The organism is Micromonospora sp. NPDC005172, assembly GCF_040608555.1.
Lineage (GTDB): Bacteria > Actinomycetota > Actinomycetes > Mycobacteriales > Micromonosporaceae > Micromonospora.
The window spans coordinates 1-12,720 of the sequence record NZ_JBEXIL010000066.1 but is presented as its reverse complement, the minus strand read 5'-3'; the positions used below and the strand labels follow the sequence as shown (position 1 = coordinate 12,720).

15 protein-coding genes are annotated in these 12,720 nt (G+C 72.5%); 10 read left to right on the top strand and 5 right to left on the bottom strand.

All coding sequences use genetic code 11. From position 1 onward, the window contains the following. Nucleotides 1-20: 20 nt before the first annotated feature. A complete protein-coding gene (locus tag ABZV06_RS29065; RefSeq protein WP_355625416.1) occupies nucleotides 21-881 on the bottom strand; it encodes a carbon-nitrogen hydrolase family protein in 861 nt (286 codons plus the stop codon). 77 nt (nucleotides 882-958) lie between these two features. On the opposite strand from ABZV06_RS29065, the gene ABZV06_RS29060 reads away from it, so the two are divergent. From ABZV06_RS29060 to ABZV06_RS29030, 7 genes are all read left to right on the top strand, one after another. Continuing rightward, nucleotides 959-1,531, top strand: a complete 573-nt coding sequence (locus ABZV06_RS29060; RefSeq protein WP_355625414.1) for a helix-turn-helix domain-containing protein — start codon at nucleotides 959-961, stop codon at nucleotides 1,529-1,531. A 103-nt stretch (nucleotides 1,532-1,634) separates the two neighbouring features. Then, nucleotides 1,635-2,552, top strand: a complete 918-nt coding sequence (locus ABZV06_RS29055; RefSeq protein WP_355625412.1) for a TIGR04222 domain-containing membrane protein — start codon at nucleotides 1,635-1,637, stop codon at nucleotides 2,550-2,552. Beyond that, nucleotides 2,549-3,367 carry a DUF692 domain-containing protein gene (locus tag ABZV06_RS29050; protein WP_355625411.1) on the top strand — a complete coding sequence of 273 codons (819 nt, stop codon included), beginning with the start codon at nucleotides 2,549-2,551 and terminating at the stop codon, nucleotides 3,365-3,367. The genes ABZV06_RS29055 and ABZV06_RS29050 overlap by 4 nt, the downstream gene beginning before the upstream one ends. Beyond that, nucleotides 3,364-3,825: a hypothetical protein gene (locus ABZV06_RS29045; protein ID WP_355625409.1), complete on the top strand. Its 462-nt coding sequence runs from the start codon at nucleotides 3,364-3,366 to the stop codon at nucleotides 3,823-3,825. The genes ABZV06_RS29050 and ABZV06_RS29045 overlap by 4 nt, the downstream gene beginning before the upstream one ends. Nucleotides 3,826-3,872: 47 nt before the next feature. Continuing rightward, nucleotides 3,873-4,634 carry an SDR family oxidoreductase gene (locus tag ABZV06_RS29040; protein ID WP_355625407.1) on the top strand — a complete coding sequence of 254 codons (762 nt, stop codon included), beginning with the start codon at nucleotides 3,873-3,875 and terminating at the stop codon, nucleotides 4,632-4,634. Nucleotides 4,635-4,726: 92 nt separating this feature from the next. After that, nucleotides 4,727-5,308 carry a G/U mismatch-specific DNA glycosylase gene (gene mug, locus ABZV06_RS29035; protein WP_355625428.1) on the top strand — a complete coding sequence of 194 codons (582 nt, stop codon included), beginning with the start codon at nucleotides 4,727-4,729 and terminating at the stop codon, nucleotides 5,306-5,308. A gap of 197 nt (nucleotides 5,309-5,505) precedes the next feature. Continuing rightward, nucleotides 5,506-5,772, top strand: coding sequence for a hypothetical protein (locus ABZV06_RS29030; RefSeq protein ID WP_355625405.1), 267 nt, complete (start codon nucleotides 5,506-5,508; stop codon nucleotides 5,770-5,772). 108 nt (nucleotides 5,773-5,880) lie between these two features. Here the strand turns inward: ABZV06_RS29030 and ABZV06_RS29025 are convergent, their stop codons facing one another. Together ABZV06_RS29025 and ABZV06_RS29020 are read right to left on the bottom strand one after the other, a co-directional pair. Beyond that, nucleotides 5,881-7,857, bottom strand: a complete 1,977-nt coding sequence (locus ABZV06_RS29025) for an ABC transporter ATP-binding protein (protein WP_355625426.1) — start codon at nucleotides 7,855-7,857, stop codon at nucleotides 5,881-5,883. 113 nt (nucleotides 7,858-7,970) lie between these two features. Then, the gene (locus tag ABZV06_RS29020; RefSeq protein WP_355625424.1) at nucleotides 7,971-8,684 is read right to left on the bottom strand and encodes an enoyl-CoA hydratase/isomerase family protein; all 714 of its coding nucleotides are present in this window, start codon (nucleotides 8,682-8,684) and stop codon (nucleotides 7,971-7,973) included. Between ABZV06_RS29020 and ABZV06_RS29015 the strand changes: the two genes are divergently transcribed. Next, nucleotides 8,626-8,763 (top strand): hypothetical protein, encoded by a 138-nt coding sequence (locus ABZV06_RS29015; RefSeq protein WP_355248881.1) that lies wholly within the window; start codon nucleotides 8,626-8,628, stop codon nucleotides 8,761-8,763. The two genes, ABZV06_RS29020 and ABZV06_RS29015, sit on opposite strands and share 59 nt — an antisense overlap. A 21-nt stretch (nucleotides 8,764-8,784) precedes the next feature. Here ABZV06_RS29015 and ABZV06_RS29010 read toward each other — a convergent pair whose 3' ends face one another. Further along, nucleotides 8,785-9,012, bottom strand: a complete 228-nt coding sequence (locus tag ABZV06_RS29010; protein ID WP_007462679.1) for a helix-turn-helix domain-containing protein — start codon at nucleotides 9,010-9,012, stop codon at nucleotides 8,785-8,787. A gap of 199 nt (nucleotides 9,013-9,211) precedes the next feature. On the opposite strand from ABZV06_RS29010, the gene ABZV06_RS29005 reads away from it, so the two are divergent. Further along, nucleotides 9,212-9,811 carry a cadmium resistance transporter gene (locus tag ABZV06_RS29005; RefSeq protein WP_355248814.1) on the top strand — a complete coding sequence of 200 codons (600 nt, stop codon included), beginning with the start codon at nucleotides 9,212-9,214 and terminating at the stop codon, nucleotides 9,809-9,811. 27 nt (nucleotides 9,812-9,838) lie between these two features. Here the strand turns inward: ABZV06_RS29005 and ABZV06_RS29000 are convergent, their stop codons facing one another. Beyond that, nucleotides 9,839-11,443, bottom strand: coding sequence for an ABC-F family ATP-binding cassette domain-containing protein (locus tag ABZV06_RS29000; protein ID WP_355248811.1), 1,605 nt, complete (start codon nucleotides 11,441-11,443; stop codon nucleotides 9,839-9,841). Between the two features lie 262 nt (nucleotides 11,444-11,705). Here ABZV06_RS29000 and ABZV06_RS28995 point away from each other — a divergent pair, with 262 nt between their 5' ends. Continuing rightward, nucleotides 11,706-12,632, top strand: a complete 927-nt coding sequence (locus ABZV06_RS28995; RefSeq protein ID WP_355625403.1) for a neutral zinc metallopeptidase — start codon at nucleotides 11,706-11,708, stop codon at nucleotides 12,630-12,632. Nucleotides 12,633-12,720 lie beyond the last annotated feature (88 nt).

Below are 12,720 nucleotides of genomic sequence, written 5' to 3'. Positions count from 1 at the left end.
GTCTCGACCTGGCGGTGGGCTCAACCGGTCAGCGACGTCCGCGGGCCGCCCTGGCTCGGCAGCAGATCGGCGAGCATCGAATGGGCCGACCGGGTGGCCGTGAGCGCGGCCGGATCGAGTGTCGCCACCAGCACGTCCGTGCCCTCGTCGGCGCCCCGGACGAGTGACCGTCCCTCCGGGTCGTAGATCGCCGCGCCGCCGTTGAACCGCCACGGGTCGCTGCCGCCGACGGAGTTGGCGAAGACCACGAACATGGTGTTGTCCAGGGCTCGCGCCGCGTAGTACAGGTCCCGGCGGTGCTCCGAGCCGGCCAGGTAGCCACTGGGGCACAGGTAGGCGTGCGCCCCGTCGAGGGCGGCGGCGCGGCCGTGCTCGGGGAAGCAGCCGTCGTAGCAGATGCCCAGCCCGAGCCGCCAGTCGTCGACGAGCAGCGTGGCACCCCGGCCGCCGGGGCTGAACAGCTCGCGTTCGTCGCCCCACAACTGCTGCTTGTCGTACCCGACCCGGACGGCACCGGTGCGGTCCACGACCAGCGCGGCGATGGTCCGCCGCTCGTCCGGGTGCCGGACCGCCGCGCCGACCACGACGGTGACCCCGGCGGTCCGCGCCGCGGCGCGCAGCGGGTCGAGCCGACCGTCGGCGACCACCCCGGCCGGGTCGGCCTCCACGTGGGTGCCGACCGGATCGGCGGCGAGAGTCGGCGGGTGGTACGCGCACAGGTACAGCTCGGGGAGGACGACCACCCGGGCACCCTCACCGGCGGCAAGCCGGACCAGCTCGGCGGCTGCCGCCGCGTTGCCGGCGACGTCACCCGGCGCGGGGGTGGCCTGGACGGTGGCGACGGTCAGCGGGCCGGACGGCGCGGGGTGGGGGCGGTTCACCGGGGGATCGTAAACGGTACGTTACCAAGCCGTACGTACGGTTTGCATGGCTCGGGGTGACCTGCGACGATCCAGGTGTGCCCAGAGTAAGTCAGGACCAGCTCGACGCGCGCCGGCAGGAGATCCTTGCCGCGGCTCGGGCGTGTTTCGCCCGGCTCGGCTACGAGGGGGCGACGGTACGCCGCCTCGAGGAGGCCACCGGGCTCTCCCGGGGCGCCATCTTCCACCACTTCCGCGACAAGGACTCGCTGTTCCTCGCCGTCGCGGAGGACGACGCCGCCGCCATGGTCGAGACGGTCGCCCGCAACGGTCTGGTGCAGGTGATGCGCGATCTGCTGGCCCGCGCCATCTCGCCGGACACCACCGGCTGGCTGGGCAGCCAACTGGAGGTCTCCCGCCGGCTGCGCACCGATCCGGCGTTCGCCAAGCGCTGGGCCGAGCGGTCGGCCGCGATCGCCGAGGCGACCCGGGACCGGCTGGCCCGCCAGCGCGACGCCGGGGTGCTGCGCGAGGACGTACCGATCGACGTGCTGGCCCAGTTCCTGGAGCTGGCCTACGACGGCCTCGTGCTGCACCTGGCGATGGGCCGACCGGCCGGTGACCTGGGCCCGGTCCTCGACCTGGTCGAAGAGGCGGTCCGCCGCCGCTGAGGGTGCTTTCGCCGCCGCCGACAGCGCGGGTCCCCCGGCCCGGCCGCATGGCGACGGTGCTCCACAATGGGGCCGCCGACCCCTCCGGCGACAGGAGCAGCCGATGATCGTCCACGCCGCCTCGGGCGACACCTGGGGTGTCCCCGGTACGACCTTCCTCCGGCTCTACCTCGTGGCGGCCGTCGTGGTGGCCGCCCTCGCGGTCCTGCACCGGGTACGCCTCGCCACCGGCACGGAACCCCTCGTCACCGAGCCGCTCGGTCCGCAGGAGGTCGCCTACCTCAACGGTGGACGGGCCCTCGCGGTACACGCCACCCTCGGCGGTCTGCGGGGCAGTGGCGCGATCGGTGTCGGTCCGGATCGCCGACTGCTGACCACCGGTCCGACCCCGACCGGACTCACCCCGCTGGAGCAGGCGATCCACGGGGCCGCCCACCAGGGCGTCCGGGCCCGTGACCTCGGCCAGGACCAGCGGGTGACCGCCGCGCTCGACCAGCTCCGCAGCAGCCTCGAAGGGCGTGGACTACTCGTGAGCCAGGCGCGCCTGGCCACCGCACGACAGTGGCGGCTGTTCCTCGCCGCCGTCGGGGTGTTCGGCGTCGTACGGCTGTTCGCCGGCTTGGCCAACGGGCGACCGGTGGGCTTCCTGCTGCTCACCCTCGTCGGTGTGTCGGTGGCGGTGCTGCTGCTCTGGCGGGTACCGGAAACCACGCGGGCCGGCCGCCACGCCCTGCGCGACCTGCGGACCCGACACCACCATCTCGCCCCCGACTCGTCCCCCGCGTACGCCACCTACGGCGCGGCCGGCGCGGCGATGGGCGTGGCGCTGTACGGCACGGCGTCGCTGTGGGCGATCGACCCGGGCTTCGCCGAGCAGGCCGAGATCCAGCGCCAGGCGATCGCCAGCGGCGGCTGGTCGGGTGCCAGCGGTGGATCGTCGGGTACGACCGGCAGCTCCTGCGGCGGTGGCAGCTCCTGCGGCGGCGGTGGCGGGTGCGGCGGCGGTGGGTGCGGCGGATGACCGGCCCGTACGGCGTCGGCGTCGGCTGGCGTCCCGAGATCGCCGGTTTCGTGGCCGAGCTGCCCGGCCTGCGTTTCGTCGAGGTGGTGGCCGAGTCGGTGGCGTCGACCGGGCCACTCCCGGTCGGGCTGACGCAGTTGCGGGAGCGCGGCGTGACAGTCGTACCCCACGGGGTGCGGCTCTCCCTCGGTGGCGCCGAGCCGGTCGACCCGGCCCGCGTCGCCCACCTGGCCGCGGTCGCGCAGCGGACGGACGCGCCGCTGGTCAGCGAGCACATCGCGTTCGTGCGGGCCGGCGGGCTGGAGGCCGGGCACCTGCTGCCGCTGCCGCGCAGCCGGGAGGCCGTCGACGCGATCTGCGCCAACGTGACCCGAGCGCAGGCCGAGCTGCCGGTGCCGATCGCGCTGGAGCCGATCGCCGCCCTCTTCGACTGGCCCGACGACGAGCTGGACGAGGCGGACTTCCTCACCGAGATCCTGGACCGGACCGGCGCTCTGCTGCTGCTGGACGTCGCCAACGTGCACGCCAACGCGCGCAACCGGGGCACCGAGCCACTCGCGCTGCTCGACCGGCTGCCCCTGGACCGGATCGCCTACGTGCACGTGGCCGGCGGGGCCGAGCACGGCGGCTTCTACCACGACACGCACACCCATCCCGTACCCCCGGAGGTGCTGGAACTGGTCGGGGCGCTCTGCGCCCGACAGCGGCCACCGGCGCTGCTGCTGGAACGCGACGGCGGCTACCCACCGGCCGCCGAGCTGCGCGCCGAACTCGACGCCCTGGCCACCGCATCCGGCTTCCCGGCCGTGACATGACCGGCGCTGCGCCCCGCGACGACCTCGCCGCGCGGCAGGCGGAGCTGGTCGCGGCGCTGGTCGCCGGAGGGCCGCCACCGGCGGGCTTCGCGGCCGGACCGCTGGCCGCCGCCCGGGCGGCACTGTTGGGCAAACGCGCCGGCGAGGTGGCCCGGCACTGGCCGCTGCTCGCCGCCCGCCTCGGCGCGGCGTGGCTGTCGACCTTCGCCGCCTGGGCCGCCGACCGCCCCACCGCCGGGTCGCTGCGCGACGGCTGGGATCTGGCCCGCGACCTCCGGCACCGCGGGACGCTGCCCCCGTCGGGCGCCGACGAGCTGGCCGTCCGCGAGGCGGGACTGCGCTACGACGGGCACACCGCGCCACGTCCGCGCCGGCTGCCGGCCGTGGCCCGCGCCGACGGCGCCATCGCGGTGCAGGTAGCCGGTCGGGTACGTCTGCTACGGCCCGCCCGCCGCTGACCCGCCACCTTTGGCGGTGGCGCACCGGATGCGGCAGGATCGGCGGTATGGATCTCGGACTGACCGACCGCGTGTACGTCCTCACCGGCGCCTCTCGTGGCCTGGGCTACGCGACGGCGCAGTGCCTGGTCGCCGACGGCGCACGGGTGGTGCTCTCCGCGCGGGACCCGGAGGCGGTGGCGGCCGCCGCGCAGGCACTGGGCGGCCCGGACAAGGCGGTCGGCGTCGCCGCGGACCTGTCCGACCCGCAGACGCCGGAGCAACTCGTCGCGACGGCCCGCACGCACTTCGGCCGGGTCGACGGCGCGCTGATCTCGGTCGGCGGCCCGCCCGCCGGCAACGCGGCGACGATCAGCGACGAGCAGTGGCGGATCTCGTTCGAGACGATCTTCCTGGGCACCGTCCGCGCGGTGCGGACGATCGCCGGGGCGCTCGGCGAGGGCGGCGCGATCGGGCTGGTGCTCTCCACCTCGGCCCGTGGCCCGGTGCCCGGCCTCGGCATCTCCAACGGCCTGCGGCCCGGCCTGGTCGGCGTCGCCAAGGACGTCGCCGACGACTACGGCCCCCGTGGCGTACGCGTCGTCGGCCTCCTGCCCGGCCGGATCCTCACCGATCGCAACCGGGAGCTGTTCGCCGCGACCGGCGACCCGGAACGCGCCCGCGCCGAGGCGGAGGCGACCATTCCGTTGCGACGCCTCGGTGACCCGACCGAGTTCGGCCGGGTGGCCGCGTTCGTGCTCTCCCCCGCCGCGAGCTACCTGACCGGCCTCACCGTGCCTGTCGACGGCGGCGCACTACGCGGCCTGTGACAGCCGCTCCGATTCCCGGCACCGACGGCCGAGCCGGCGCTGCGCCACCAGCGCTGGGCAGTCGTACCGGCGCGGGTGCCGCGCCGCCGGCGCTGGGCAGTCGTACCGGCGCGGGCGCCGCGCACCCCCGGCCTACCCGGGCGGACCTGGCGGCGGCCGCCGACCGGACCATTCCCGACGTGCTCGCCCCAGGCTTGGCGGTGCTGTTCGTCGGCATCAATCCCGGCCTCTGGTCGGCGGCCACCGGCTGGCACTTCGCTCGACCCGGCAACCGGTTCTGGCCGGCGCTGCACCTGGGCGGGTTCACCCCCCGGCTGCTGCACCCGAGCGAGCAGGCCGAGTTACCGGCCCTCGGGCTCGGCATCACGAACATGGCCGCCCGGGCCAGCGCCCGTGCCGACGAGCTGAGCGCCGAGGAACTGCTCGACGGCGCGGCGATCCTGACCGACAAGGTGGCCCGACATCGGCCGCAGTGGGTGGCCGTGGTGGGGGTGACCGCGTACCGGATCGGTTTCCGACGACCGAAGGCCACGTTCGGGCCGCAGCCGGAGTCGCTGGCCGGGGCACGCCTGTGGGTGCTGCCGAACCCGAGCGGCCTGAACGCGCACTTCACGCCGGTCACGCTGGGCGCAGCATTCGCCGAGCTAAAGGCAGCCACCGACCGCCCAAACTAACCCCGCCCCGCCCCCCGGCCCCGCCACCCCCACCCCCACCCCCACCCCCCAGGGCGTCGATCATGAAGTTGTTGCCACGAAACGCCGACGCAGGTGGCAATAACTTCATGATCAACCAGGGTGGGGTGGGGAGGGGGGAGCGGGGGCGGAGGTCGGATGTTGCGGTTGGGTTTGCGCGGTATCGCTACTTTGCGCGCATGGCCGGGAATCGCCTTGCGTTGCTCGCTCTGCTCCTGCTGGTCGTGTGCGCGTCCGTCGTCGTCGTGGCAGTGCGCCGTCGGCGCCGGGCCGCCCGGTTGGACGACCGGCAGGCGGGGCTGGATTCCGCGCGCAAGGCGATCCGCCAGAGCGCGCGCGAAACCCGCAAACGTCGCCGGGGCAGTCTTCGCGGCAAGGGCGGCGGCGGTGACCAGAACCTGGCCTCCGACGCGGGCTCGACGAGCGACTCCGGCGGCACTCCGTAGTGCGACCAGCCCGCCTGTCGATGGACTCGACGTCGAGGAAGTCGGGCTTTCGAAGCGACCGGGAGGCCGCGACTTCCAGCAACCCGGGTCGATCAACCCACTGACGGGTCAGTTGGCGGCGGCGGGTGGCATCGCCTCGTCGGCGACGTACGTGCCCAGGGGCATGACCACCGGCTCGGGGCCGGTCGCGTCCACGAAGGGACGGGGCGAGTCGGCGACCGCGAACTGGGTCCGGTACAGCTCGGCGTAGAGGCCACCGACCGCGACCAGCTCGTCGTGCCGGCCACGCTCGACGATCCGACCGCCGTCGAGCACGAGGATCTGGTCGGCGTCGCGGACGGTGGAGAGCCGGTGCGCGATCACCAGGGCGGTACGTCCGGCGAGCGCCACCGACAGCGCGCGCTGCACCGCGGCCTCGCTCTCCGAATCCAGGTGTGCGGTCGCCTCGTCGAGGATGACGATCGACGGGGCCTTGAGCAGCAGCCGGGCGATGGCGATGCGTTGCTTCTCGCCGCCGGAGAAGCGGTAGCCGCGCTCCCCCACCGTCGTGTCCAGCCCGTCGGGCAGCGACCGGACCAGGTCGGCGACCTGGGCGCCGGCGAGCGCGGCCCAGATCTCGTCGTCGGTGGCGTCCGGCTTGGCGTACCGCAGGTTCTCGGCGATCGTCTCGTGGAACAGGTGCGAATCCTGCGTGACCACACCGATCTCGTCGCGCAGGGAGGCGAGCGTGGCGTCGCGGACGTCCACTCCGCCGACGAGCACCTGCCCGTCGGTGACGTCGTAGATCCGGGAGATGAGCATCGACAGCGTCGACTTGCCGGCGCCGGACGGGCCGACCAGGGCGACCATCTGGCCCGGCTCGACGCTGAACGAGACGCCCTTGAGCACCGGCTCGTTGACCGTGCGGTCGAGGGTGGCGACCTCCTCCAGCGAGGCGAGGGAGATCTCGGCGGCGCTCGGGTAGCGGAAGCGCACGTCGCGGAAGTCGACCCGGCCGGCGCTGCGGGGCACCGGCACCGCGTCGGGCTTCTCCACGATGCCGGGCTTCAGGTCGAGCACCTCGAAGACGCGGTCGAAGGAGACCAGCGCGCTCATCACGTCCACGCGGACGTTGGAGAGCGCGGTGAGCGGCCCGTACAGGCGGGTGAGCAGCAGCGCGAGGGTCACGACGGTGCCCGCGCTGACGCCGCCGGTGACGGCGAGCCAGCCGCCGAGACCGTAGGTGAGCGCCTGCGCCAGCGAGGCGACCAGCAGCATCGCGACGAAGAACGTCCGCGAGTACATGGCGGACTCGATGCCGATGTCGCGGACCCGCTCGGCCCGGCCGGCGAACCGACGGGCCTCGATCTCGGGCTGGCCGAAGAGCTTCACGAGCAGCGCGCCGGCCACCCCGAACCGCTCGGTCATCGTCGCGTTCATCTTGGCGTCGAGGTTGTACGCCTCGCGCGTGATGTCGGCCAGCCGCCGGCCCACCCGACGGGCCGGGATGATGAAGATCGGCAGCAGCACCAGCGAGAGCGCGGTGATCTGCCAGGACAGGGTGAACATCACGGCGGCGGTGAGCACCAGTTGGATGACGTTGCTGACCACACCGGACAGGGTCGAGGTGAACGCCCGCTGCGCGCCGAGCACGTCGTTGTTGAGCCGGCTGACCAGGGCACCGGTCTGGGTGCGGGTGAAGAACTGCAACGGCATCCGCTGCACGTGGTCGTAGACCCGGGTGCGCAGGTTGAGGATGATGCCCTCGCCGATGCGGGCGGAATACCACCGCTGGGCCAGGGACAACAGGGCGTCGACGACCGCCAGGGCCGCGATGAACAGGGCCAGCCGGATGACGAGCTGACCGGCCTCGGTGCCGCCCCGGTTGATCGCGTTGATCACGTCACCGGCGAGCACCGGGGTGGCGACGCCGATGATGGCGGCGAGCACGATGGTGGCCAGGAACACGACGATGTCGCGCCGGTAGGGCTGGGCGAAGGCCACGATGCGGCGGGCCACCCCGCGCTTGAGCCGGTGGGCGGAGACCTCGTCGCGGTTGCGCATCGACCGGAGCATGCTCCACCCGGCCATGCCACCGCCGGACATCGGGTTGGACACCAGTCACCTCCGGGTCGTCGGGTAGACCACACTGTCAGGTCAATTCTCCCGACAGCTGTGACAACCTCGGTCGTAACCCGGATCTTCCCGTGCGGTCCTTACTATTCGCCCCGATTGGCGAGATCGCGCAGGCGGCGGGTCTGCGCCTCCCGCTCGGCCCGCTGCTGGTCGGCGTGCGACCGCCCGCCCGCGCCGGCGAGCAGGGCCTTGATCTCCACCACCGCGTCGCGCGCGCCGGCCAGCAGGCCCGCCGTGAGGTCACGGGCCGCGTCGTCCAGCTCCCCCGGGGGTACGACGAGAGTGGCCAGACCGATCCGGTCCGCCTCGGTGGCGTCGAGCCGGCGGCCCGTCGCGCAGATCTCGAGCGCCCGGGAATAGCCGACGAGTTCGACGAGGCGCTTCGTGCCGGCCAGGTCGGGCACCAGCCCGAGCCCGACCTCGGCCATCGAGAACTTCGCGTCGGTGGCGACAACCCGCAGGTCACAGGCGAGGGCGAGCTGGAAGCCGGCGCCGATCGCGTGGCCCTGCACCGCAGCCACGGAGATGACGTCCGGGCGGTGCAGCCAGGTGAAGCCGACCTGGAACTCGGCGATCCGGTCCGCGCACTCCTGCTCGGGCAGCGTGGCCAGCTCGGCGAACGACCCCGGGCCGGACGCGCCGGCCACCGCGAGGTCGAGGCCGGCGGAGAACGCACGCCCCTCGCCCCGCACCACCACCACCCGTACGTCGCCGGGCAGGTTGCGGGAGAAGTCGCTCATGGCGCGCCACATCGCGGGCGTCTGGGCATTGAGCACGTCGGGCCGGCACAACGTCACCGTGGCAACCGGCCCGTCGCAGGTCAGCCGAACCCCGGTCGCCTCGGCGGTCACCGGGCTGCCCGGGGCGCGGCGCTGATGAACGACGCGGAGGGGCGGGTCACGCCTTCTTGCGGCGCCGGGCACCGCCGCGCTGACGCAGCTGAACCCCGGACTCGGTGAGCACTCGGTGGATGAACCCGTAGGAACGGCCGGTCGAGGCCGCCAGCGCGCGGATGCTCTCCCCCGAGGTGTACCGCTTTACCAGGTCCTTGGCGAGCGTCTGACGCTCGGCTCCGACGATCCGGCGACCCTTCTCAGTGCTGGTGGCTGTGCCAGTGGCTGCCATGCTGTGTCCTCACGTCCCAGACTGTGCGGTTCGGATACGGTCCCACCTATTAGACCGCCTCGAACGATCATGCGCCAGATATCAACTCTTCGCCAACCGACACGCTATGCAATGTCAGGTTCCCGATAGAGTGATCCTCGCGAAGGGTCCCGAGTGGGCCACTCCGGCGCGGTGACGCCCCCACCCGTACGCTCCCGGGGTGATCGACCTGTTCGGCACCGCGGCCGGCGCGGCCGTGGTCTTCGCCGCCACCGACATCGACGACATCGTCATCCTCACGCTGTTCTTCGTGGCGGCCCGTACCACCGGCCGGCCCCGCACCTGGCAGATCGTCACCGGCCAGTACCTCGGCATCGGCGCGCTCGCGCTGGCCAGCGCGGTGGTCGCCGCCGGGCTGCTGGTCGTGCCGGACCCGTGGACCGGCCTGCTGGGTCTGCTGCCGATCGCGCTGGGCGTCCGCGCCCTGTTGCACCGTGACGACGACGAGCCCGCCACCGTGGTCACCGGCACCCTCGGCGTCGCCGGCGTGACCATCGCCAACGGCGCCGACAACGTGGCCGTCTACGTACCCGTGTTCCGGGCCCTCGGCCCCGGCGACAGCGCGGTCTTCCTGCTGATCTTCGTGGTGCTCATCGGCCTGTGGTGCGCCGCCGCCGCCTGGCTCGGCGGCCACCGGCGGGTGGTCGCTCTGGTGGAACGTGCCGGGCACTGGCTGGTACCGGCGATCTTCGTCGGCATCGGCGTGGTGATCCTGGTCAGCTCAGGTGTGCTCGCCCGGCTGGTCGACCTGCTGGGCTGAGACCGGCCCACCCCGACCGCCGCGCGGTCAGGCCAGCTCGACCAGTTCGAGGAGGTCGTCGCTCCAGGCGTCCTCGTCGCCGTCCGGCAGCAGGATCGCGCGGTCCGGCTTGAGCGCGAGCACCGCCCCCGGGTCGTGCGTGACCAGCACGATCGCGCCGGGATAGTTGGCGATCGCGTCGAGCACCTGCTCGCGGCTGACCGGGTCGAGGTTGTTGGTCGGCTCGTCGAGCAGCAGCACGTTGGCACCCGAGCAGACAAGCGTGGACAGGGCCAGCCGCGTCTTCTCGCCGCCGGAGAGGACCCCGGCTGGCTTGTTCACGTCGTCGCCGGAGAACAGGAACGCGCCGAGGATCTTGCGCAGGTCGGTGTCGGACTGCTCGATCGCGGCGGCGCGCATGTTCTCCAGCACCGTCCGCTCCACGTCCAGCGTCTCGTGCTCCTGCGCGTAGTAGCCCAACCGCAGCCCGTGCCCGGCGTGCACCTCGCCGGTGTCGGGGTTGAGCAGGCCACCGAGCATCCGCAGCAGCGTCGTCTTGCCGGCGCCGTTGAGCCCGAGGATGGCCACCCGGGAACCCCGGTCCACGGCGACGTTGACGTCGGTGAAGATCTCCAACGAGCCGTACGACTTGGACAGGCCGGTCGCGGTCAGCGGCGTCTTGCCGCACGGGGCCGGGCTGGGGAAACGCACCTTCGCCACCCGGTCGGCGACGCGTACGTCCTCCAGACCCGAGATCAGCTTCTCGGCGCGGCGGGCCATGTTCTGCGCGGCGACGGTCTTGGTGGCCTTGGCCCGCATCTTGTCGGCCTGCGCCATCAGCGCGCCGGCCTTCTTCTCCGCGTTGGCCCGCTCGCGGCGGCGGCGTCGTTCGTCGGTCTCGCGCGCCTCCAGGTACGCCTTCCAGCCCAGGTTGTAGACGTCGATCACGGAACGGGTGGCGTCGAGGAACCAGACCTTGTTGACCACCGACTCCAGCAGTGCCCCGTCGTGGGAGATCACGATGAGCCCACCCTTGTGGTTGGCGAGGAAGCCACGCAGCCAGGTGATCGAGTCGGCGTCGAGGTGGTTCGTCGGCTCGTCGAGCAGCAGGATGCCGCCGCCGTTCTCACCGGCGTCGCGGAACAGGATCCGGGCCAGCTCGATGCGCCGGCGCTGACCGCCGGAGAGGGTGCCGATGGTCTGGGCGAGCGCGCGGTCCGGCAGACCGAGGTTGGCGCAGATCCGGGCGGCCTCGGCCTCGGCGGCGTACCCACCCAGGGCGGCGAACTGGTCCTCCAGCGCGCCGTAGCGGCGGACCAACTTGTCGGTGGCGTCCTCGGCGAGGCGCTCCTCGACGTCCTTCATCTGGGCCATCAGCACATCGAGACCGCGGGCGGAGAGCACCCGGTCGCGGCCGGTGACCTCCAGGTCGCCGGTGCGCGGGTCCTGTGGGAGGTAACCGATGGCGCTGCGCTGGTCGATCTGGCCGCCGTACGGCTGGCCCTCACCGGCGAGCACTTTGAGCGTGGTGGTCTTGCCGGCGCCGTTGCGGCCGACGAGGCCGATCCGATCACCGGGCTGCACGCGCAGGGTGGTGTCGGACAGCAGGATTCGGGAGCCGGCACGCAGCTCCAGGCCGGTGGCAGTAATCATCTCGTGGGACTCGCTCTCGGGGTCTGGAAGGCTGACTCAGGGCACGCGAAAGCGCCGGCGGGCAGTGGGCCCGTCGGCGCGGGGCGGTTCAGCCTTCGCAGCGCGGCACGGCGACAAGTGTACCGGGCACTCACGTACGACCCGCTCGGATTACCAATCAAGATCATCGGGTACCGGAACGCCTGTCCGGACCCCGTCCGGCACTGAAACGACTAAACGACACACACACGACATTCACCGGTATTAGGCGATCGGGGTCAGCATGGAACTCAACGAGCGGGCCGAGCTCGACACCTCCCAGGCCAACGACGTGGGCCGCGGCAGCGGCGGCGGGGGCGGCGGAGGCATGGGCATCCCCATCCCGGGAGGCGGCGGCAAGGGCGGCATCATCGGCATCGTGGTCGCCGTCATCATCGCCCTGCTCGGCGGCGGCTTCGGCCTCAACGCGATGAACAACGGCGACGAGGGCGGCCAGGCCGGGGGCGACGACCTCGACCAAGTGTGCTCCACCGCCAACCCCGACCGTCTCCAGGACGCGCGCTGTCGCAACCTGCTCTTCGTCAACAGCATCCAGGCGTACTGGAAGAAGGCGTACCCCGAGCTGGGCAAGGGCAACTACGAGCCCACCACCACGAACTTCTTCCAGCAGGCCGTGAACACCGGCTGCGGGCAGGCCGACTCCGGTGTCGGCCCGTTCTACTGCCCCGCCGACCAGAAGGTGTACATCGACCTGGGCTTCTACGACGAGCTGGCCACCCGGTTCGGCGCCAAGGGCGAGTTCGCCCAGCCGTACGTGCTCGCCCACGAGTACGGCCACCACGTCCAGGACCTGCTCGGCACCAACGCCAAGGCCGGCCAGGGCGACCAGAGCGGGCCCAAGTCCGCCTCCGTGCGGCTGGAGTTGCAGGCCGACTGCTACGCGGGCTCCTGGGCCAAGCACGCCAGCGAGAGCAAGGACAAGAGCGGCCAGGAGCCACTGTTCAAGTCGATCACCGAGGCCGACGTCAGTCAGGCCGTCGACGCCGCCGAGGCGATCGGTGACGACAGCATCCAGGAGCGCTCCGGTGGGCAGGTCAACCCCGACCAGTTCACCCACGGCACGTCGGAGCAGCGCAAGCGCTGGTTCAGCCGTGGCTACGAGGGCGGCGACCCGAAGACCTGCGACACCTTCGGCACCGACCAGCTCTGACATTCGACATGGCTGGTACGGATGGCGTCGACGATACGGTCGAGGGCCTCGTCCCAGTCTGCCGCTCGCAACGGGCTGGTGCGATCGC

Bases quoted from the DNA above. Each gene is read 5' to 3' on its own strand.
- ABZV06_RS29055 (WP_355625412.1), top strand. From the start codon at position 1,635: ATGATCGTCCACGCCGCCTCGGGCGACACCTGGGGTGTCCCCGGTACG.
- ABZV06_RS29050 (WP_355625411.1), top strand. From the start codon at position 2,549: ATGACCGGCCCGTACGGCGTCGGCGTCGGCTGGCGTCCCGAGATCGCC.
- ABZV06_RS29045 (WP_355625409.1), top strand. From the start codon at position 3,364: ATGACCGGCGCTGCGCCCCGCGACGACCTCGCCGCGCGGCAGGCGGAG.
- ABZV06_RS29040 (WP_355625407.1), top strand. From the start codon at position 3,873: ATGGATCTCGGACTGACCGACCGCGTGTACGTCCTCACCGGCGCCTCT.
- ABZV06_RS29030 (WP_355625405.1), top strand. From the start codon at position 5,506: ATGGCCGGGAATCGCCTTGCGTTGCTCGCTCTGCTCCTGCTGGTCGTG.
- ABZV06_RS29025 (WP_355625426.1), bottom strand. From the start codon at position 7,857: ATGTCCGGCGGTGGCATGGCCGGGTGGAGCATGCTCCGGTCGATGCGC.
- ABZV06_RS29015 (WP_355248881.1), top strand. From the start codon at position 8,626: ATGGCGCGCCACATCGCGGGCGTCTGGGCATTGAGCACGTCGGGCCGG.
- ABZV06_RS29010 (WP_007462679.1), bottom strand. From the start codon at position 9,012: ATGGCAGCCACTGGCACAGCCACCAGCACTGAGAAGGGTCGCCGGATC.
- ABZV06_RS29000 (WP_355248811.1), bottom strand. From the start codon at position 11,443: ATGATTACTGCCACCGGCCTGGAGCTGCGTGCCGGCTCCCGAATCCTG.
- ABZV06_RS28995 (WP_355625403.1), top strand. From the start codon at position 11,706: ATGGAACTCAACGAGCGGGCCGAGCTCGACACCTCCCAGGCCAACGAC.